A 21037-nucleotide genomic window follows, 5' to 3' on the forward strand; every position below is an offset into this window, starting at 1 on the left:
CGGCCACTCACCCTTCACCGCGAAAGATCAGGTGGCCCGTCCCCACATGACCTCACCCCGACGATGTATTAGAGTTATCTCGACATCGAGATATCTGTTCCGAGGCGTACCATGCCGCGCTCGGTAAGGCTTATTTACTTAGGCATACCTAACTAAGCCTTACCTCAGTAGAACGGTGAGAATCCGGGACGGGCAGGATCGCGGTGGTACGCGCGAATTCATGCATGAAGGAGACTGTCGTGTCGGCGAACAGCTTCGACGCCCGCAGCACGCTGCAGGTGGGCGACGAGTCGTACGAGATCTTCAGGCTGGACAAGGTCGAGGGCTCCGCCCGCCTTCCCTACAGCCTCAAGGTGCTGCTGGAGAACCTGCTCCGTACCGAGGACGGCGCGAACATCACCGCCGACCACATCCGGGCGCTGGGCAACTGGGACGCGAGCGCCCAGCCCAGCCAGGAGATCCAGTTCACGCCGGCCCGCGTGATCATGCAGGACTTCACCGGCGTCCCCTGCGTGGTGGACCTCGCCACCATGCGTGAGGCCGTCAAGGAGCTCGGCGGCGACCCGGCGCGCATCAACCCGCTGGCCCCGGCCGAGCTGGTCATCGACCACTCCGTCATCGCGGACAAGTTCGGCACCCCGGACTCCTTCGTGCAGAACGTGGAGCTGGAGTACGGCCGCAACAAGGAGCGCTACCAGTTCCTGCGCTGGGGCCAGACCGCCTTCGACGAGTTCAAGGTCGTCCCCCCGGGCACCGGCATCGTCCACCAGGTCAACATCGAGCACCTGGCCCGTACCGTCATGGTCCGCAACGGTCAGGCGTACCCCGACACCCTCGTCGGCACCGACTCGCACACCACCATGGTCAACGGCCTGGGCGTGCTGGGCTGGGGCGTCGGCGGCATCGAGGCCGAGGCCGCGATGCTGGGCCAGCCGGTCTCCATGCTCATCCCGCGCGTGGTGGGCTTCAAGCTGACCGGCGAGCTCAAGCCCGGCACCACCGCCACCGACCTGGTGCTGACCATCACCGAGATGCTGCGCAAGCATGGTGTCGTCGGCAAGTTCGTGGAGTTCTACGGCGAGGGCGTCGCCGCCACCTCGCTGGCCAACCGCGCCACCATCGGCAACATGTCGCCGGAGTTCGGCTCCACCGCCGCGATCTTCCCGATCGACGACGAGACCCTGAACTACCTGAAGCTCACCGGCCGCAGCGAGCAGCAGGTCGCCCTGGTCGAGGCGTACGCCAAGGAGCAGGGCCTGTGGCTGGACCCGGCCGCCGAGCCGGACTTCTCCGAGAAGCTGGAGCTGGACCTCTCGACGGTCGTCCCGTCGATCGCCGGCCCGAAGCGCCCGCAGGACCGCATCGTCCTGGCCGAGGCCAAGGCGCAGTTCGCCCGCGACATCCACAACTACGTGGAGGCCGACCAGGACGAGGCGGGCAAGGAGTCCTTCCCGGCCTCCGACGCCCCGGCCGTCTCCAACGGCGTGCCGAGCAAGCCGGTCCAGGTCACGGCCGCCGACGGTTCGGTGTACGAGATCGACCACGGCGCCGTCACGGTCGCCGCGATCACCTCCTGCACCAACACCTCGAACCCCTACGTCATGGTCGCCGCCGCGCTGGTGGCCAAGAAGGCCGTGGAGAAGGGCCTGACCCGCAAGCCGTGGGTCAAGACCACCCTCGCCCCGGGCTCGAAGGTCGTCACCGACTACTTCGACAAGGCGAACCTGACGCCCTACCTGGACAAGCTGGGCTTCAACCTCGTCGGCTACGGCTGCACCACCTGCATCGGCAACTCCGGTCCGCTGGACGAGGAGATCTCGAAGGCGATCAACGAGAACGACCTCGCGGTCACCTCGGTGCTCTCCGGCAACCGCAACTTCGAGGGCCGGATCAACCCCGACGTCAAGATGAACTACCTGGCGTCCCCGCCGCTGGTCGTCGCGTACGCCATCGCCGGCTCCATGAAGGTGGACATCACCACCGAGGCGCTGGGCACCGACAAGGACGGCAACCCGGTCTACCTCAAGGACATCTGGCCCACCGAGGCCGAGGTCAACGACGTCGTGGCCAACGCCATCGGCGAGGACATGTTCTCCAAGTCCTACGCGGACGTCTTCGCGGGCGACCAGCAGTGGCAGTCCCTGCCGATCCCGACCGGCAACACCTTCGAGTGGGACCCCGAGTCCACCTACGTCCGCAAGCCCCCGTACTTCGAGGGCATGACGATGGAGACCACCCCGGTCACCGACGTCGAGGGCGCCCGCGTCCTGGCCAAGCTGGGCGACTCGGTCACCACCGACCACATCTCCCCGGCCGGTGCGATCAAGGCCGACACCCCGGCCGGCAAGTACCTCACCGAGCACGGCGTCGAGCGTCGCGACTTCAACTCCTACGGCTCCCGCCGTGGCAACCACGAGGTCATGATCCGCGGCACCTTCGCCAACATCCGCCTGCGCAACCAGATCGCGCCGGGCACCGAGGGCGGCTTCACCCGCGACTTCACCAAGGACGGCGGCCCGGTCTCCTTCATCTACGACGCGTCGCAGAACTACCAGGCCGCCGGCATCCCGCTGGTCATCCTGGCGGGCAAGGAGTACGGCTCCGGCTCGTCCCGCGACTGGGCGGCCAAGGGCACCGCGCTGCTGGGCGTCAAGGCCGTCATCGCCGAGTCCTACGAGCGCATCCACCGCTCGAACCTGATCGGCATGGGCGTCCTCCCCCTCCAGTTCCCCGAGGGCGCCTCCGCCGACTCGCTCGGCCTGACCGGCGAGGAGACCTTCTCCATCACCGGCATCACCGCCCTCAACGACGGCGGCATCCCCGAGACCGTCAAGGTCAAGGCGGGCGAGGTGGAGTTCGACGCCAAGGTCCGCATCGACACCCCCGGCGAGGCCGACTACTACCGCAACGGCGGCATCATGCAGTACGTGCTGCGCTCGCTGATCCGCAAGTAAGCGGCGGCAGTTCGGTCACCGCGTACGGCGACGGGCCGCATCCCCTGCGAGAGCGGGGGGTGCGGCCCGTCCGCGTGCCGGGGTGTTCGCCGGACGGCCCTTTGCATGAGCCGCGCCGGTCCGTGTAGGTGGAAGCATGACGCAGATAGCCGACCCCCAGTCCTTCGACCGGTTCGCCCTCGACTACGACCGCTTCGTGACCCTGCTCCCCGGGCAGAACACCGCCTGGCTGCGCGGCCTCGGCCTGAAAGGCGAACGCGCCCTCGACGCCGGCTGCGGCTCCGGCCACGCGGCCGAAGCCCTGGCGGACCACTTCGGGGAAGTCGTCGGTCTCGACCTGAGCGCTCCTTTGATCGAGATCGCCCGAGCCAAGCGATCCCGGCCCAACATCCGCTACGTGGTGCGGGACCTGTTCGCTCTGGACGACGAGGACGGCTTCGACCTGGTCTACAGCCACACGACGCTGCACCACCTGGAGGACTACCGCGCGGGACTGGAGCACCTGAAGGCCCTCGTCCGCCCCGGCGGCACCGTCGCCCTGATCGACAACGTCAGCGACCGCCACCCGACCCCGCCGCGTGCGGCGTACACCTGGCCCGCCCTGTGGAATTTCCCGGGCGAGATCCGGAGGGTGGGGCTGCGCGACGCCTGGTTCCAGCTCCGCTTCTGGCACAGCCGCCCCTGGTTGGCGTACTTGCTCAGCGATCGCTATCTGTCGCGCGAGCAGTTCCGGGAGCTTTACGGGAGCGTCTTTCCGGGGGCTCGGTTCGAGGACCTGGGGTTTGCGTTGGGGATGGTGTGGAGGGCTTCAGCGGGTGGGGGCGAGAGCACCCAGTGATCCGGCTGTCCGCCGTTTCGGGGGGCGGGCACGCACGGTGGAACGGCACAGGAGTGGGCTGCACCACCCGGGGGCGGTGCAGCCCGGTTGCGCTGATTGGTGTCAGTGATGGGAGTGGTCGTGGGCGCCGGACTTGGTGGTGCGTACGAGGCCACGGAAGGCGCCCTGAGTGGTGGTGACGATGACGTGCGGGTCGTCGCTCTCGCGGAGAAGGATTGTGCGGTCGCTCTGTGCGGCGACGTAAAAGCAAGTGGCTCCTTGGGCGCTGTACGAGGACTTTTGCCAGCCACCTGTCTGGCGCTCGTGCGGTTGGTCAGTCACGGCGACGCAGAAGCAGTTTGCTCCTTGGGCGCTGTACGAGGATTTCTGCCAGGTATGCGCAGACACGTTCGTTCCCTTTTGCATCATGGGGACTGGGGACCCAACTCGTCTAGTTTGGTGACGAGTACGAGACCACGCAGGGCGGTCCGAGAGATGGTGAGGACCACCTCCGGATTCTCACTCTCGCGGAGTCGGATGGTGTGGCGGACACTTCCGGTGGCGACACTGACGCATGCTTCGCCCTCGCCGCAGTGGGAAGACGTTTGCCAATCGGCGATGTGCATGTACTACACCTTTCCCAGGTTTTGCGCGATTTTGTGGATGAACGTCCGCGACTCTGCTTCCGCCAAGGCCACACCTTCGAGTTGGTTCAGAAGCATTCGATACCTGTGCAGTTGTGCTTCCGCGTCGATCAGCACCGGACCATGTGACTGATCCAGTTCAACCGTGTCGAGCTGCGGCACGGGACCGACTGCGTAAAAAACGGACTGGCCCGAGCCAGGGAACGCGCCGATGCTGAATGGGATGACCCTGATGGTGATGTGCTCGTGCTCACTCATATCCAGGACATGCCTGAGTTGGTCTCGGGCTATCTCTGGCCCGCCGAACATCATCCTCAAAGCAGCCTCATGAATGACGGCGGTCAAGGGTGTGGACTTGTCTCCGAACAGGATGACTTGTCGCTTGATGCGGTGCGAAACTCGATGCTCCACCTCATGAGGCGGAAGAGAAGGAACGACCTGCCGGAAGATCGTGCGGGCATGCTCTGGAGTCTGCAGCAATCCGGGAATGTGCATCGTGTAGGCGACCCGCAAGGCCACCGCGTGATGCTCCAACTCGGCAAGATCCAGCAGCCCGACGGGCAGAATCCCCCGGTATTCCTCCCACCAGTGCCGTCCCCGCTCACCGGTCATGCCCACCAGGGCGTTGATCAGCGCCTCATCCGTGCACGCGTAATTGCAGGCCAGTGTGCGGACGCGCTCCGCGCTCACTCCGTGGCGACCCGACTCGATGTTGCTGATCTGGGCTTGGTTGCCACCCAGCAGTCCGGCCGCGGCCGTCGCCGACATCCCCGCGCGTTCGCGGAGCTTCCGCAGTTCGGCGCCCAAGCGTTGCCGTCGGGCTGTAGGTGGGTTGTTCGGCGGCATCGTCCTCGCCTCTCTTGTACGCACAAAGCATCCTTGCTCCCCCCAAAGGGGTGAATCTGTAAGGGATGCAATGCAATCGATGTAAAGCATTCAATGAGAGGGCTACAGTGTGACACGCGACACACCGGCGTGGCCGTCGAATCCCGGAACGCCGAAGATGCCCAACTCCTCCTACGGACAGGAGATTGCCGTGGCAACCGTATCCCCGCAGAACTCCTCATCGGAGCCATCCGACTTTGGCAGAGCACTGTGCGACCTCGCTCTCGGACTCGCTCCCCGCCTTTTCGCCGTAGTGCGGGAGTACGACATGGACAACGGCGTCGCGGACGGTGAAGTCGCGGCCTGGGGCATGGCCTACGAGGACGGGGGTGCGGACGTCGTCGGGGTCGGCGGTCGACGTCGGTTCAGTCTCGGGTCGGCCGAGCGTGCGGTGTGGTGGTTCGGTCAGGAGCCCGGCGTCACGGCGCGATTGGTGTGGTTCGCCGAGGCGAGGGAGCCGACTTTCATCTGACGTGCGGAAACGCGCGCGGGCCGCACTGCCCCCCGTAGGGGCGGTGCGGCCCACGTCGTTGGTTGTCGTCAGGAGGCCTGCGTCCGCCGCAGCCCCTGCAAAAGCAGCTCGATCAAACGGCGCGGATCATAACGCGGATCGCTGTCGCGGCCGATGCAGAGATTGCCGATGCCGCGCATCAGCTCGTAGGGCCGCGTGCCCGGCCGAATTTCGTCGGCGTCGGCCGCCGCGTCGAGCAACTGCCCGCAGACGGGCACCAGGCGGTCCAGGAAATAGGTGTGCAGCGCCGCGAAGCCGCTGCTGTCCGACTGCATCGCGTTGGCGAGGCCGTGCTTGGTGACCAGGAAGTCGACGAAGAGGCCGACCCACTGGCGGAGTGCCGAGAACGGGGAGTCGGCGGCGGCCAGCAGGGTCGGGCCGGCCTCGGCGCAGGCCTCGACCTGGTGGCGGTAGACGGCGACGACAAGGTCCGCCCGGGTCGGGAAGTGGCGGTAGATCGTCCCCATCCCGACGCCCGCTTTGGCCGCGATCTCGCGGATGGGGGCATCGACGCCGGAGGTGACGAACACCTCGGCGGCGGCGGTGAGCAGCGTCTGCTGATTGCGCAATGCGTCGGCCCGTTTGCTGCGGGCCGGCGTCTCCCCGGGCTTGTCTGTGGTGGGCATCGCGCTCCCCTTTCAGCGGTCGTTGACAAAGCGGAACGCTGCTCCGTATGTTCTAAGCGGAACGTCGTTCCGGTTCCAGTCTAGTCGAACCGGGCGCTCTGGGCGTTCCTGCCCCTCACCTGCCGCCGACCGTATGAGTCCGGCGGCAGAGGCCATCGAAGGGAAACCCGCATGACGAACGAACCGACTCGCGCCGCCGATGCCTTCGGCTCACCCGCTCCGGTCCTCTCGGTCGCCCCGGTGGTGCTGCCGACTCCCGGCCGGGCCGTGGACCTGGAGGTGCGTGTCTCCGCGCCGGTGACCGGTACCGGGCTGCCGGTCATCCTCCTGTCGCACGGTCAGGGTTACTCGAACCACCTGTCCTCGCTGAACGGTTACGCCCCCCTCGTCAACCACTGGGCGGCGCACGGCTTCGTCGTGATCCAGCCCACCCACCTCAGCTCCGCGGCGCTGAACCTGGCTCCCGACACCCCCGGGGCGCCCATGTACTGGCGATCGCGGGCCGAGGACATGAAGCTCGTCCTCGACCGGCTCGACGAGATCGAGGCCGCCGTCCCGCAGCTCGCCGGGCGTGTGGACCACGGCAAGGTCGCCGTGGCCGGGCACTCGATGGGCGGGCACACCGCGAGCCTGCTGCTGGGCGCGCGGGTCGTCGATCCGCGGGACGGGACGGAAGTGGACCTCGCCGATCCCCGGATCAAGGCGGGCGTGCTGCTTGCCGCGCCCGGCAGCGGCGGCGATGCCCTCACAGAGGAGATGGCGGAAGTGCTGTCCTTCGTGTCCGGCACGGACTTCTCCACGATGACCACGCCCGCCCTCGTGGTCATCGGGGACAAGGACGACTCCGCCCACCTGACGGTGCGCGGCCCGGAGTGGCACGCCGATCCGTACTTCCACTCCACGGGGCCGAAGTCCCTGCTCACCCTGTTCGACGCGGAGCACGGGCTCGGCGGGGTCTCCGGATACGACGTGGCCGAGACCACGGACGAGAACCCCGCGCGGGTGTCCGTGATCCAGCGGCTCACCTCGGCCTACCTCCGTACCGCGCTGTCCCCCGGGGACCCGGCCTGGCAGACGGCGTGCGACGCGCTGGCCGCCGGACCCGACCCGCTCGGACGCGTCGAGTCCAGGTAAGCGGTACGGGCCGCGCCATCCGGCAGGACGGCGCGGCCCGTACCCCGTAAAGAAGCGGGTCAGCCCAGCAACTCCACCTCCGCCAGCGTCGCCGCCCCGCCCACCGGTACGAGCCGGTAACGGTCGTACGAGCCGGGCGAGCGGACGGTGAAGACGCGGGTCTGGTGGTCCCAGGTGAAGGACTCGTCGGCGCGGCGGTCCACGGCGCGCCATCGTTCGCCGTCCCGTGAGCCCTGGAGCACCCAGCCCGAGGGGGCCGAGGCCCGGTCCGCCGAGGTGAGGGTGTACTGCGCGACGCGGCGGGAACCGGGTGCCACCGGGAGATCGAGGGAGCCGAACGAGGCCGCCGTCGCCGACGTGTCGTCCAGCAGAGCCGAACCGCCCGGCACCGTCACGTCCGCACGCGGCGAGGGCACCTCGTCATCGGTGGTGATGGACGAAGGACCGGACTCCGGCCCCGTCCCCCAGGACGACGGCTTTGGCCCCATCGCGAGCTCCACCGTCCCGCCCCGCGCCAGCAACGCGTGCGGCAGCGCCGTGGAGTTCCACGCTTTTCCGTTCACCCGCACGCCCTGCACGTACACGTTCCGCTCACTGTTGCGCGGCGCGGAGATGACCAGATCGCGGCCGTTCTCCAGGTGCACGGTCGCCTTCGTGAAGAGCGGGGAGCCGATCGCGTACTCGGGGGAGCCCATCACCAGCGGGTAGAAACCGAGGGCGCTGAAGACGTACCAGGCGGACATCTCGCCGTTGTCCTCGTCGCCCGCGTAGCCCTGGCCGATCTCGCTGCCGAGGTAGAGGCGGGAGAGGACTTCGCGGACTTTCGCCTGCGTCTTAGAAGGCTGTCCCACCGCGTCATAGAGGTATGCGATGTGGTGGGCGGGCTGGTTGCTGTGGCCGTACATGCCCATGCGGACGTCGCGGGCCTCGGTCATCTCGTGGATGACGTTGTTGTAGGAGCCGGCGAACTCGCGGGAGCCGGTCTCCGGGGTGGAGAAGTACGCGTCCAGCTTCTTGGCCAGCGCGGACCGGCCGCCATAGAGGTTGGCGAGGCCCCGGGTGTCCTGGGGAGCGGGGAACGCGTAACTCCAGCCATTGGTCTCGGTGTAGTCGTGGCCCCAGACGCGGGGGTCGTAGGAGTCCGGTGGCAGCCGCCAGTGGCCGTTTTCGTCCTTGCCCTGGAAGAAACCGACACGGTCGTCGAAAAGATGGACGTACTGGCGGGCGCGGTTGAGGAAGTAGGCAGATTCCTCGCGGTAGCGCCGCTCGCCTGTTTTGTCGTACAGGGCGCGGCCCATGCGGGCGATGCCGAAGTCGTTGAGGTAGCCCTCCAGCGCCCAGGACAGGCCCTCGCGGGTGCGGGTGGAGGTGTAGCCGAGGAAGGGCGAGGTGTCCATTCCCTTGCGGCCGACGCCGGGGGAGGGCGGGGCGACGGTGGCGTTCTTGACGGCGGCGTCGTACGCGGCCTCGGCGTCGAAGTCGACTCCCTTGGCGTACGCGTCGGCGAAGGCCACGTCGGAACTCGTCCCCGTCATCAGGTCCGCGTAGCCGGGGGAGGACCAGCGGGAGACCCAGCCGCCGTCCTTGTACTGCTGCACGAAGCCGTCCACCAGCTCGCCCGCCCGCCCGGGGCTGAGCAGGGAGTAGGCGGGCCAGGTGGTGCGGTAGGTGTCCCAGAAGCCGTTGTTGACGTAGACCTGGCCGTCGACGATCTTCGCGCCCGTGCGGGTGGGGGTGTCCGGGCCGGTGGGCGGGGAGAACGGGCTGGCGTAGCGGGTGCGGGAACCGACGCGCTCCGATCCGGAGTTGGGGTACAGGAACAGCCGGTAGAGGCTGGAGTAGAGGGTGGTGCGCTGGTCGTGGGTGGCGCCCTCGACCTCGATACGGCCGAGGAGGTCGTCCCACTGCGCCCGCGCGCGGGCCTTGATCCGTTCGAACGGCGTGCCGGGCGGGATCTCGCGGTGGAGGTTGGCCCGGGCCTGGTCGGTGCCGATGAGGGAGGTGGCCAGGCGCAGGGTGACGGTGCGGTCGGCGCCGGGGTCCACGCGCAGGTAGCCGGTGACGTCCGGGCCCCCGCCCCCGGGGAGCTTGCCGGAGGCGGTCACCGGGGCGTCGATCTCGCCGTAGACGAAGAGGCGGGTGGCTCCGACGGAGAGGTTGCTGCGGACGTCGGAGTAGCCGGTGACGATGCCCCGTGCGGGGTCGAGGGTCAGGCCGCCCTTGTTGTCGACGTTGTCGAAGATCAGGTTGGCGTCGCGGCCGGGGAAGGTGAAACGGAACAGGGCCGCGTGGTCGGTGGGGGCGATCTCCGTCTTGAGACCGTTGTCGAAGGTGACGCCGTAGTGGTGCGGGCGGGCGGTCTCGTTGGCGTGGTGGAAGGGGAGGGCGCGGGCGGTGCGGCGCGCGTCCGGGGTGCCGGCGGCGGTGGACGGCATGACCTGGAAGGTTTGGCGGTCGCCCATCCAGGGGCTCGGTTCGTGGCTGGCGCCGAACGCCTGGAGGGTGGGGAGGTTGTCCGCATTGTTGCGGCGCGCGTACTCGTACAGCCAGTCCGTGGAGCCCGCGTTGGTGATCGGTGTCCAGAAGGTGAAGCCGTGCGGGACGGCGGTGGCGGGGAAGGTGTTGCCGCGCGAGAAACTGCCACTGGAGTGGCTGCCACGGGTGGTGACGGCGTAGTCGGAGAGGTGGGGGAGGGGGCGGTCTGGCAGTTTCGGGCCGATGGTGATGTCGTCGATCCAGCCACGGAAGACGGCCGTGTTCTTCGGGCGGGCGGGGGCGTCGTAGGCGATGAGGACGCGGTCGATGACGCGGCCGGCCGCGACGGCGCCGATCCGGGATTCCTTGCGGTTCCACTGGTTGACGTACAGCGTCTTGGAGGCCGCCTGGCCGCGCGGGGTCAACGGGGCGCCGTGGTGGTCGGTGGCGGTCAGCTCGCTGAGGTAGCTGCCGTCGGTGAAGGCCAGGTCGACGGAGACGTGGGTGGCGGGGTAGCCGAGGTCGGTGGTGGTCATCTCCGGGAAGACCGCGTAGGAGAGGGACGTGGCCGCGGTGACCGGGAGGTCGACGTCGAAGACCTTGTTGTACGCGTGGGCGGGGCCGGTCGCGTTGTGGGTGCCCGCGTAGCGCAGGGCGTGGCGGCCGGAGAAGCCCGCGTTCGCCCTGGCGGTGGGGGAGGCGGCGGGTCCGGTGCCGGGGCGGGTGGTCATGCCGGGGCCGGTGCCGGTCTCGGGGGTGACGCCGGCGGCCTTGGGGGTGCCGTCGGGGGCGGTCTCGGCGGTGTCGGTCCAGTCGGGGGCGGGGTCGCCGGGTTCGAAGGACGAGGCGAACCGGCCCTCGGGGGACGGGGGCGGTGCCGCGAGCGAGGGGGCGGGCGCCGAGAGAGCGAGCAGGGCGGCGACCGCGACCGCGAGGGGGCGGGCGGTGCTGCCGGGGAACGGTCTGTGCCGGTGTCTGAGCCGCACGCGGGCCTGACCTCTCCACGAAGGGTGACATCGTTGTCAGTGGCGTGGTGCAGAGATTAGTAAGGTGCGTGGGCCCTTTGGTGTCAAGGGGACGAGTGGGTGTGCGCTATTCAGGCCGTAGGCCGAATCGCCGCATGTCGACGAGGTCTCAACTCGGGAAAGATGGCCGGTCAACTCTGTGAAGATCTTGCTCAGTTGACGGAAAGTGGACTATACCTGTCGGCGTCCGAACGGCCGTCCGACAAGGCCGTGGACCCGGGCGACCCGGGGCAGGAGTCCCGCGCTTCTCCGTCGTACCCGGTGCACATCCCGTACAACTCAGCTTCAACTGACCTGCGGTGCCGGGGTGGCTCCGGTACACCGCCTGAGTCCTGGAGAAGGCGAGGACTTGAGCATGGGATCCACCTCGGAATTCAATCGGCGCGACCTGATCAAAAGGGCGGCGGCGCTGGGCATCGTCGCGGTACCCGCGATGAGCGTGCTGTCGGCTTGCGCGAGCGGCGGGGACGACGGCGGCGGCGACAAAGTGAGCAAGGGCCAGAAATCGGCCAAGAACCCGCTCGCGGTCAATGACAGCGCGGCGCTGGACGTCGTCATCTTCGACGGTGGATTCGGCGACAAGTACGCCAAGGACGCCGCGGCGCAATACGTCAAGGCCTTCCCCAAGACGCAGGGCAAGGTCAAAATCACCTCGACCCAGAAGATCCAGTCCACCCTCCAGCCGCGCTTCAACGGCGGCAACCCCCCGGACCTCGTGGACAACTCCGGCGCCGAGCAGATGGACTTCGGCACGCTCGTTTCCAAGGACCAGCTCGCCGACCTCAACCCGCTGCTCGACGCCCCCTCGATCGACGACCCGAAGAAGAAGGTGCGCGACACCCTCCGCCCCGGCGTGGTGGAAATGGGGCAGTTCGGCGGCAAGGAGACCTGGATCCTCTATTACGCCTACACGGTGTACGGCGTCTGGTACTCCAAGAGCAATCTCCAAAAGCTCGACGCGGAATACCCCGAGACCTGGGACGAGATGCTCGCGCTGTGCGAGAAGGCGAAGAAGAAGGGCATCGCCGGCTGGACGTACCCCGGCAAGTACCCGTACTACCTGCCGTTCAGCCTCTACCCGTTCATCGCCAAGATCGGCGGCGAAGAGGTGCTGCGCCGGATCGACAACCTGGAACCGAACGCGTGGAAGGACCCGGCGGTGAAGGCCGCCTTCGACGCGTACTACGAGCTGTACAAGAGGGGCTACGTCCTCAAGGGCTCGCCGGGCCTGGACCACCTCCAGTCCCAGAAGGCGTGGGCCGAGGGCAAGGCGCTGTTCATCCCCAACGGCTCCTGGGTGGAGAACGAGTCCGCCACGCAGATCAAGAAGAACCCGAACTTCCAGCTCGCGGTTGGCGCCCCCTCCAGCCTCTCGGCCTCGGACAAGATGCCCTTCGGCACGATCTGGGCCTCCGGCGGCGAGCCCTACATCGTCCCCCGGCAGGCGAAGAACCCCGAGGGCGGCATGGAGATGCTGCGGATCATGCTCGGCGAGAAGTCCTCGCAGAACTTCATCAAGCAGGTCTCCTCCCTCACCTCGCTCAACGGCGGCACGACGGGCCTGACCCTGCCGCCGGGGCTGGACTCCGCCCAGCAGGCGCTGGAAAAGGCCGGGAAGAACATCGTCAACCCGCGCCTCCAGGACTGGTACGTCGCCCTCCAGAAAGAAAAGATCGGCGTCGGCGCGCTGGGCGAGATGATGGCGGGCCGGCTGACGCCCGACGAGGCCATCAAGAAGATCCAGAAATACGCGGACGACACTCGCGACGACTCCAGCGTCAAGAAGTACAAGCGCTGACCGAGGACCGGAACGCCGACGAAGGGCCGGGCGCGCGCCGGCCGGGACGGAAAGGAGCGTTCCGGTCTCCGCCACCGGCGGTGACCGGGATATCCGGCTCCTCTCCGATGTCCCGGGAATCGGTGCCCGCCCCCGGTTCCTGCGTACGGCGACGGTACCTTCCGCGGGTCAGAGAACGGATCGGTAGTCATGCAACACGGTAAATACCGTTTCATCGTGGGTTTCCTGGTCCTCCCGCTGGCGATTTACGCGATCTTCGTGATCTCGCCGTTCGTCCAGGCGATCTACTACTCCTTCACGGACTGGACCGGTCTGAGCCCGAACCTCAAAATGGTCGGCTTCGACAACTACGTCCGGCTTTTCAAGGACGACATCTTCTGGGCCGCCGTGGGCAACAGCGTGCTGCTGCTGCTCCTCCTGCCGGTGGTGACGCTCTCGCTCGGGCTGTTCTTCGCGTTCATGCTCAATGTCGGCGGCCGGCGCAGAAAGCGGGCGGTCATCGGCGGCGTCCGCGGTTCGGGCGCATACAAGATCCTGTATTTCTTCCCGCAGGTGCTGTCCATTCCGATCGTCGCGCTGCTCTTCCAATTCGCGTACAACCCGGAGAGCGGCGCGCTGAACGCCTTTTTCCAGGCCATCGGACTGGACAACGTGCAGCCGAACTGGCTGGGCGACCCGCAACTCGCGTTGTGGTGCGTCATGGGCGCAATGGTCTGGGCCAATGTGGGTTTCTATGTCGTGCTCTTCTCCGCCGGCATGAGTTCCATACCGAAGGACTTCTACGAAGCCGCGCTGCTGGACGGCGCCAACCGCTTCAACACGTTCTTCCGGATCACCCTGCCGCTGCTCTGGGACACCGTGCAGACCGGCTGGATCTACATGGGCATCCTGGCCCTGGACGTGTCCGCCTTCGCGTTCGTGCAGATCATGAGCGTCGGGCCGGGCGGACCCGACTACTCCACCGAGGTCCTGCCGCTGTACGTCTACCAGAAGACCTTCCGCGACGGTCAGGCCGGATACGCCACCGCCATCGGCGTCTCCCTGCTGATCGTGACCCTCATCTTCGCGGCCGTGGTCATGCGGCTGGGCCGGCGCGAGCGACTGGAGTTCTGAATGACCGCGCAGATCAACCCCTCGGAACTCCCGGGCGTGACGAAGGGCGGCGCACCGGCCGCCCCCGCACCCGGCGGGAAGCCCGGGGGCGGAACTCCGGCAGGCGGCGGCGAGGGCCGCGTCCTGAACGTCTTCTCCCACGGCGTCCTGGTCATCTGGGGGCTGCTCGTCACCATGCCGCTGCTGTGGGCGGTGGTGAGCTCCTTCAAGGACGACGGCGAGATCTTCGGATCACCGTGGGGCCTGCCCTCGGTGCTGCACTTCGAGAACTGGGCCCGCGCCTGGGACAAGGCCAACATGGGCCAGTACTTCGCGAACTCGCTGATCGTGGTGGGCGGGTCGCTGATCGGCACCATGCTGCTCGGGTCGATGGCGGCCTACGTGCTGGCCCGCTTCGAGTTCCGGGGCAACCGCTTCATCTACTTCCTGTTCGTCGGCGGCATGGGCTTCCCGATCATCCTGGCGCTGGTCCCGCTCTTCTTCGTCATGAAGAACATGGCGCTGCTGGACACCTACCACGGGCTGATCCTCGTCTACATCGCCTACTCTCTGCCCTTCACGGTGTTCTTCCTGAGCGGCTTCTTCCGGACCCTGCCGACGTCGGTGGCCGAGGCCGCCCTCATCGACGGGGCCTCCCACACCCGGACGTTCTTCCAGGTCATGCTGCCGATGGCCAAGCCCGGGCTGATCAGCGTCGGCATCTTCAACTTCCTGGGCCAGTGGAACCAGTACCTGCTGCCCACGGTGCTCAACGTCGGCGACCCCGACCGCAAGATGCTGACCCAGGGCCTGGTCGCCCTCGCGGTCAGCCAGGGGTACAAGGGCGACTGGTCGGGCCTGTTCGCCGGCCTGACGATCGCCATGCTGCCCGTCCTGGGCGCGTACATCATCTTCCAGCGGCAGGTGGTGGCGGGGCTGACGGCGGGGGCGTTGAAGTGAGCGCGGCGGCGGGCGGTGAGGCGGGCGCGGCGGTGGTGTGACGTCGCCGCTCGCGCGGGTTCTGGGGCCGCCCTTCGGTACGGGCCGGGGGCGGCCCGTTCGCGGTGGGGGCGTCCGTCGTCGTTCGGGTTGGCGGCGGGTGGCGGCCCTGTCGACGTTGTTCGGCTTCGGGGTGGGGGCGTCCGTCGTCGTTCGGCCTGGTGGTGGGTGGCGGCTCCCTCGTCGTCCGGTTCCGGGGCCGTTCGGCTCGCGCCGCGGGTGGCGGCAGCCTCGTGGCCGTTCGGAGCCGCGGGGGGCGGCGGCTGGCCCGCCCGCGGCCCGGGCCCCGAACCCGGCCGTAGCAGGACTTGACGAGATACGACCCGGGCGGCTCAGCTTAGATTCACATGTTGGAGACAGTGGCCGGGCCTCAGTGAAGCGGTCCGGCCCCGGCGGCCGGCCGTCGTGCCGGGCGCCCTAGGTGGGAGTGGATGAGTCCATGGAGACTCCGGGGTCGCAGTCCTCGCTGCACCGGGCCAATCTGGAGCGGGTCGTGCGTGCCGTGCGCATGGCGGGTTCGCTCACCCAGGCGGAGATCGCCCGGACCACGGGGCTGTCCGCCGCGACGGTCTCCAACATCGTCCGGGAGCTGAAGGAGAGCGGCACCGTCGAGGTCACCCCCACCTCGGCCGGGGGCCGCCGGGCCCGCAGCGTCTCGCTGTCCGGGGACGCCGGCATCGTCGTCGGCGTCGATTTCGGCCACTCCCACCTGCGGGTCGCGGTCGGCAACCTCGCGCACCAGGTGCTCGCCGAGGAGACCGAGCCGATCGACGTGGACGCCTCCGCCGCCGAAGGGTTCGACCGGGCCGAGCACCTGGTCAACCAGCTGGTCGCGGCGACCGGCATCGGCCCGGACAAGGTCATCGGCGTGGGCCTGGGCGTCCCCGGCCCCATCGACGTGGAGTCCGGCACGCTCGGCTCCACCGCGATCCTGCCGGGCTGGAGCGGCACCAACCCGCGCCGGGAGCTCTCCGAGCGGCTGGGCGTCCCGGTGTACGTGGACAACGACGCCAACCTGGGCGCGCTGGGCGAGCTGGTGTGGGGCGCCGGGCGGGGCGCCGCCGACCTCGCGTACATCAAGGTCGCCAGCGGCGTCGGCGCCGGGCTGGTGATCAGCGGCCGGATCTACCGGGGCCCGGGCGGCACGGCCGGGGAGATCGGGCACATCACGCTCGACGAGTCCGGGCCGGTGTGCCGCTGCGGCAACCGCGGCTGCCTGGAGACGTTCACCGCGGCCCGCTACGTGCTGCCGCTCCTCCAGCCGAGCCACGGCCCGGACCTGACCATGGCGAAGGTCGTGCGGCTGGCCCGGGACGGCGACCCGGGGTGCCGCCGGGTGATCGCCGATGTGGGGCGGCACATCGGCAGCGGGGTGGCCAACCTGTGCAACCTGCTCAACCCGAGCCGGGTGGTGCTCGGCGGTGACCTGGCCGAGGCCGGTGAACTGGTGCTGGCGCCCATAAGGGAGTCCGTGTCGCGGTACGCGATCCCCAGCGCGGCGCGGCAGCTCGCGATCGTGCCGGGCACGCTGGGCGGCCGGGCGGAGGTGCTGGGCGCGCTGGCGCTGGTGCTGAGCGAGATGGGGGATTCCACGCTGCTGGAGGGCGCGCTGACGGCGGAGGCGCCGGCGTTGGCGTGAGGGGGGAGGGGGGCGAGCGGGTTCTGCCGGCGGCTGCGTCGGCGTTCCGGTGGGGGTCCGCATACGGCCGGTCGGAGCCGGGGCGCGGGATGTGTCCGTCGCGGCCACGGTGAGCGGTGTGCCCCGGGCGCGGGCGGCAGTGGGGCGCGTCCGTGGTGGCAGGAAGCGGTGGTCGTGATGGCAGGAAGCGTCCGTGGTGGCAGGAAGCGGCGGTCATGGTGGCAGGAAGCGTCCGTCGCGGCAGAACGCGGTGGTCGTGGCATGGAGTGCCCGTCGTGGCGGGAAGCGTCCGCCGTGGCAGAAAGTGGTGATCGTGGCAGGAAGTGGTGCCTGTCGCCGTCACCGCCGCACGGGAACTGCCGGCAGCGCGTGAAGGGCGGCGCCCAGGGCGCGAGAACCGCACCCTGAGTTCACCTGGCTAACACATGGCATCGTTGTCATCTCGTTAAGTATTTACTGCTTGACCCTGTGCAAGGCGCCGAGTTGACTTCCAGCCACCTCGGCCGCAACGACGCGGCCTCGTCAGGGAGGTTCGGAGTGAACACGCACCTGCGTCGTGCTGCCGTGACCGTGGCCGCCGTCTCGATGGCGGCCGGACTCGCCGCCTGTGGTTCCGCGAAGGAAGCCGGCGGTGACGGCGGTGGCAAGAAGGACACGAAGGGGCCGCTGACCATCGGCCTGCTCCTGCCGGAGAACCAGACCGCGCGCTACGAGCGCTTCGACAAACCGCTGATCGAGAAGAAGGTCCGCGAGCTGGCGGGCCAGGACACCGAGATCCTGTACGAGAACGCCAAGCAGGACCCCTCCGTCCAGCAGCAGCAGGTCGACACGCTGATCACCAAGAAGGTCGACGTGCTGATCCTGGACGCGGTGGACGCCAAGTCCATAGCCGCCTCGGTCAAGAAGGCCGACAGCAAGGGCATCCCCGTCGTCGCCTACGACCGGCTGGCCGAGGGGCCGATCAAGGCCTACACCTCCGTCGACAACGAGCGGGTCGGCAGGATCCAGGGCGAGTCGCTGCTGAAGGAACTCGGCGCGAACGCGGCGAAGGGCCAGATCGTCATGATGAACGGGTCGATCACCGACCCGAACGCCAAGATGTACAAGGACGGCGCCCACTCCGTGCTCGACGGCAAGGTGAAGATCGGCCGCGAGTACGACACCAAGGAGTGGAAGCCGGAGAACGCCAACGAGAACATGAAGGGCGCCATCTCCTCGCTCGGCAAGGACCAGATCGTCGGCGTCTACTCCGCCAACGACGGCATGGCCGGCGGCATCATCACCGCCCTCAAGAGCGCCGGATTCACCAAGCTGCCGCCGGTCACCGGCCAGGACGCGGAGCTCTCCGCCGTGCAGCGCATCCTGAACGGCGAGCAGTTCATGAGCGTCTACAAGCCGTACCAGCCCGAGGCCGACGCCGCCGCCGAGATGGCGGTCGCCCTGGCTCGGGGCAAGTCGCTCGACGGCATCGCCAAGACCACCGTGGACAGCGCCACCACCAAGAAGGTGCCCGCGATCATCGTCACGCCCTTCGCGCTGACGAAGGCCGACATCGGCAAGTACGTCGGCCAGGAGGGCTTCTTCACCAAGGACGAGATCTGCACCGCGAAGTTCGCTGCGGCGTGCGAGAAGGCCGGGCTGAAGTAGGCCCCCGGTGCCGGTGAGGGCGGGCCCGCCCATGGGCCGGATCGCGGCCCGCCTTCCGGTCCCGGAGGCGACCGTCCCGATGCCTGCGTCCCTCCGACGACGTCGAACGGCTTCCACCTTCCGTACACGTGAGGGCCCGCTTCCGTACGAACCGGGAACGTCCCGCCCTCCGAACGAAACCGGCCCACAGGGCCCCGGGCGCCCCACATCCAGAACGGCCATTCCGCGTGCGGGAACAGCCTTCCGCGTACGTACGGAAACAGCCACCCGCGTGCGGGAACAGCCACCCGCGTGCGGGAACAGCCATCCACGTACATACGGAAACAGCCACCCGCGTACGGAACAGCCGCCCGCGTGCGGGAACAGCCACCCGCCCGCCCCCGCAATCACCACCCCGCCCTCCGCAAGCAATCCCACCGGTCCCCTCCCCTCAGCCGGGACCGGTCCCCCCGCACCCCCGACCGGCGCAGTCGCCCGTCCGGGTCCCGGCCGCCCCGCCGCGTCCGGACCGGCGGTCCGCCGGGTCGGGCGGCGAAGGAGATGATGAAGGTGTCCGCTCCGCCCGTGCTGGCGTTGCGCTCGGTCTCCAAGAGGTTCGGCGCCGTCCAGGCGCTCACCGATGTCGAACTGGAGATCCATTCCGGTGAGGTCGTCGCCCTGGTCGGCGACAACGGAGCCGGTAAGTCCACCCTGGTCAAGGCCATCGCCGGGGTCGGCCCGGCGGACGCCGGGACCATCGAGTGGCAGGGGCGCCCGGTCATCGTCGACCGCCCCCACACCGCCCAGGAACTGGGCATCGCGACCGTCTACCAGGACCTCGCGCTGTGCGACAACCTCGACGTCGTCGGCAACCTCTTCCTCGGCCGGGAGATCGTCCGGGGCGGCGTCCTGGACGAGGTCGAGATGGAGCGCCGCGCCCGCGAGCTGCTGGCCACCCTCTCGATCCGCATCCCGAGCGTGCGCATCCCCGTCGCCTCGCTCTCCGGCGGCCAGCGGCAGACCGTCGCCATCGCCCGCTCGCTGCTCGGCGAGCCGAAGGTCGTCATCCTCGACGAGCCCACCGCGGCGCTCGGCGTCGAGCAGACGGCGCAGGTCCTCGACCTCGTGGAGCGGCTGCGCGAGCGCGGCCTCGGCGTCGTCCTCATCAGCCACAACATGGCCGACGTCAAGGCCGTCGCGGATCGGGTCGCGGTGCTCCGCCTCGGCCGCAACAACGGCACGTTCGATGTGAAGACCACGTCCCAGGAAGAGATCGTCTCCGCCATCACCGGCGCCACGGACAACGCCGTGACCCGCCGAAAGGCGCGCTCCGCGGAGGGCCGGCAGAAATGACCACCGACTTCCCGAAGTCCGGGCCCGGCGACGAGCCGGTCCGCACCCTCGCGAACACCGCCCCCGCCGCCGAGGGCGCCATCACCGCCGTGGACCCGCGGCTGCTCGTCCGCCAGCGGGGTTTCAAGGGCTACCTGGAGGAGTTCCGGCGCCGGACCCGCAGCGGCGAACTGGGCTCGCTGCCCGTCGTCGTCGGCCTCATCGTCATCGCGCTGGTCTTCCAGCTCCAGGACTCCGCCTTCCTGGGGGCGGAGAACCTCTCCAACCTCTTCGTCAACAGCTCCGGCACCGGCCTGATCGCGGTCGGCGTCGTCTTCGTCCTCATCCTGGGCGAGATCGACCTGTCCGTGGGCTCGGTCAGCGGCCTGGCCGCCGCAGTCTTCGCCGTCCTGAACATCAGCAATGGGATGCCGGAGTGGCCGGCGCTGATCCTGGCCGTGCTGACCGGCACCGCCATCGGCGCCGTGCACGGCTTCTTCTTCGCCCGCGTCGGCGTCCCCGCCTTCGTCGTCACCCTGGCGGGCCTGCTGGGCTGGAACGGCCTGATGCTCCAGGTGCTGGGCTCCAACGGCACCATCAACCTCGACGACGACGGCCTGGTGGCCCAGCTCACCAACTACTACTTCACCGACATCGCGGCGGCCTACGGGCTGGCCACCGTCGCCGTGCTGGCGTTTTTCGGCCTTTCCCTGCTGGACGCGCGGCGCCGGGAGGCCGCGGGGGTGCCCAGCCGCCCGGTCAGCGAGATCGTGCTGCGCACGGTCGTGCTGGCGGTGCCCGCCTATGTGGTGGCCTGGCTGCTCAACCAGTACAAGGGGCTGCCGCTGGCCGTGGTGATCTTCCTCGGGGTGGTGGTCCTCCTGGACTTCGTGCTGCGCCGCACCGCCTACGGGCGCAAGGTCTTCGCCCTCGGCGGCAGCGTCGAGGCGGCGAGCCGCGCGGGCATCAACGTGCCGCTCATCCGCATATCGGTCTTCGCGCTGGCCGGCACGATGGCCGCGCTCGGCGGCATGTTCCTCGCCTCCCAGATCAACGCCGCCAACCAGTCCTCCGGCGCCGGCAGCCTCCTGATGAACGCCATCGCCGCCGCCGTCATCGGCGGCACGAGCCTGTTCGGCGGACGCGGCAAGACCTGGTCGGCCCTGCTGGGCGTCCTGGTGATCCAGTCCATCGCCTCCGGCATGGCGCTGCTCGGGATCGCCTCCGCCGTCCAGTACATGATCACGGGCGCGGTGCTGCTGGCCGCCGTGGTGATCGACTCGGTGTCCCGGCGGACGCAGAAGACGGCGGGGCGGGCGTAGGGGCGGCTCGCGGAGACGGCGAGGCGGGCCCGCGCCCGGAGCTGCCGCGGTGCGGCCCGGACCTGGGGCTGCCGCCGTCCGGCCCGTGCCCGGGGCTGCTGCCGTCCGGCCCGGACCCGGGGCCGCCACCGTCCGTACGGCCCACGCACCGCTCGGTC

16 protein-coding genes are annotated in these 21037 nt (G+C 68.9%); 11 read left to right on the forward strand and 5 right to left on the reverse strand.

The window, feature by feature from the left end; all coding sequences use genetic code 11:
* Positions 1–239: 239 nt before the first annotated feature.
* Both acnA and ABZX96_RS33715 read left to right on the forward strand, forming a co-directional pair.
* A complete protein-coding gene (gene acnA, locus ABZX96_RS33710) occupies positions 240–2954 on the forward strand; it encodes an aconitate hydratase AcnA (RefSeq protein WP_355551915.1) in 2715 nt (904 codons plus the stop codon).
* Positions 2955–3090: 136 nt separating this feature from the next.
* The gene (locus ABZX96_RS33715; RefSeq protein ID WP_355551918.1) at positions 3091–3792 is read left to right on the forward strand and encodes a class I SAM-dependent methyltransferase; all 702 of its coding nucleotides are present in this window, start codon (positions 3091–3093) and stop codon (positions 3790–3792) included.
* 102 nt (positions 3793–3894) lie between these two features.
* Here the strand turns inward: ABZX96_RS33715 and ABZX96_RS33720 are convergent, their stop codons facing one another.
* The 3 genes from ABZX96_RS33720 to ABZX96_RS33730 are packed head-to-tail and all read right to left on the reverse strand — an operon-like array spanning position 3895 to position 5261.
* Positions 3895–4179, reverse strand: coding sequence for a DUF397 domain-containing protein (locus ABZX96_RS33720; RefSeq protein WP_355551921.1), 285 nt, complete (start codon positions 4177–4179; stop codon positions 3895–3897).
* A gap of 17 nt (positions 4180–4196) precedes the next feature.
* A complete protein-coding gene (locus tag ABZX96_RS33725; RefSeq protein WP_355551924.1) occupies positions 4197–4397 on the reverse strand; it encodes a DUF397 domain-containing protein in 201 nt (66 codons plus the stop codon).
* A 3-nt stretch (positions 4398–4400) separates the two neighbouring features.
* Positions 4401–5261 carry a helix-turn-helix transcriptional regulator gene (locus ABZX96_RS33730; RefSeq protein ID WP_355551927.1) on the reverse strand — a complete coding sequence of 287 codons (861 nt, stop codon included), beginning with the start codon at positions 5259–5261 and terminating at the stop codon, positions 4401–4403.
* Between the two features lie 307 nt (positions 5262–5568).
* Between ABZX96_RS33730 and ABZX96_RS33735 the strand changes: the two genes are divergently transcribed.
* A complete protein-coding gene (locus ABZX96_RS33735) occupies positions 5569–5772 on the forward strand; it encodes a hypothetical protein (RefSeq protein ID WP_355551930.1) in 204 nt (67 codons plus the stop codon).
* 68 nt (positions 5773–5840) lie between these two features.
* On the opposite strand, the gene ABZX96_RS33740 is transcribed toward ABZX96_RS33735, so the two are convergent.
* A complete protein-coding gene (locus ABZX96_RS33740) occupies positions 5841–6437 on the reverse strand; it encodes a TetR/AcrR family transcriptional regulator (RefSeq protein WP_355551933.1) in 597 nt (198 codons plus the stop codon).
* A 171-nt stretch (positions 6438–6608) separates the two neighbouring features.
* On the opposite strand from ABZX96_RS33740, the gene ABZX96_RS33745 reads away from it, so the two are divergent.
* Entirely contained in the window at positions 6609–7571 is a 963-nt protein-coding gene (locus ABZX96_RS33745) for a chlorophyllase (RefSeq protein ID WP_355551935.1), read from the forward strand.
* Positions 7572–7630: 59 nt separating this feature from the next.
* Here the strand turns inward: ABZX96_RS33745 and ABZX96_RS33750 are convergent, their stop codons facing one another.
* Positions 7631–11032 carry a GH92 family glycosyl hydrolase gene (locus ABZX96_RS33750; protein WP_355551938.1) on the reverse strand — a complete coding sequence of 1134 codons (3402 nt, stop codon included), beginning with the start codon at positions 11030–11032 and terminating at the stop codon, positions 7631–7633.
* 394 nt (positions 11033–11426) lie between these two features.
* On the opposite strand from ABZX96_RS33750, the gene ngcE reads away from it, so the two are divergent.
* The 7 genes from ngcE to ABZX96_RS33785 all read left to right on the forward strand — a co-directional run bounded on the left by ngcE (position 11427) and on the right by ABZX96_RS33785 (position 20879).
* Complete coding sequence (gene ngcE, locus ABZX96_RS33755) at positions 11427–12869, forward strand: N-acetylglucosamine/diacetylchitobiose ABC transporter substrate-binding protein (protein WP_355551941.1); 1443 nt, start codon at positions 11427–11429, stop codon at positions 12867–12869.
* Between the two features lie 189 nt (positions 12870–13058).
* Positions 13059–13982 carry a sugar ABC transporter permease gene (locus tag ABZX96_RS33760; RefSeq protein WP_355551943.1) on the forward strand — a complete coding sequence of 308 codons (924 nt, stop codon included), beginning with the start codon at positions 13059–13061 and terminating at the stop codon, positions 13980–13982.
* A complete protein-coding gene (locus ABZX96_RS33765) occupies positions 13983–14921 on the forward strand; it encodes a carbohydrate ABC transporter permease (RefSeq protein ID WP_355551946.1) in 939 nt (312 codons plus the stop codon).
* Positions 14922–15399: 478 nt separating this feature from the next.
* On the forward strand, positions 15400–16599 hold the full coding sequence (locus tag ABZX96_RS33770) for an ROK family transcriptional regulator (protein WP_355551949.1): 1200 nt from the start codon (positions 15400–15402) through the stop codon (positions 16597–16599).
* Between the two features lie 537 nt (positions 16600–17136).
* Positions 17137–18246, forward strand: coding sequence for a substrate-binding domain-containing protein (locus tag ABZX96_RS33775; protein WP_355551952.1), 1110 nt, complete (start codon positions 17137–17139; stop codon positions 18244–18246).
* A 540-nt stretch (positions 18247–18786) separates the two neighbouring features.
* Positions 18787–19578 carry an ATP-binding cassette domain-containing protein gene (locus tag ABZX96_RS33780; RefSeq protein ID WP_355551955.1) on the forward strand — a complete coding sequence of 264 codons (792 nt, stop codon included), beginning with the start codon at positions 18787–18789 and terminating at the stop codon, positions 19576–19578.
* A complete protein-coding gene (locus ABZX96_RS33785) occupies positions 19575–20879 on the forward strand; it encodes a sugar ABC transporter permease (protein ID WP_355551958.1) in 1305 nt (434 codons plus the stop codon). Before ABZX96_RS33780 ends, ABZX96_RS33785 begins: the two co-directional genes overlap by 4 nt.
* Positions 20880–21037 lie beyond the last annotated feature (158 nt).

Source organism: Streptomyces sp. NPDC003077 (genome assembly GCF_040611095.1).
Classification (GTDB): Bacteria; Actinomycetota; Actinomycetes; order Streptomycetales; family Streptomycetaceae; genus Streptomyces.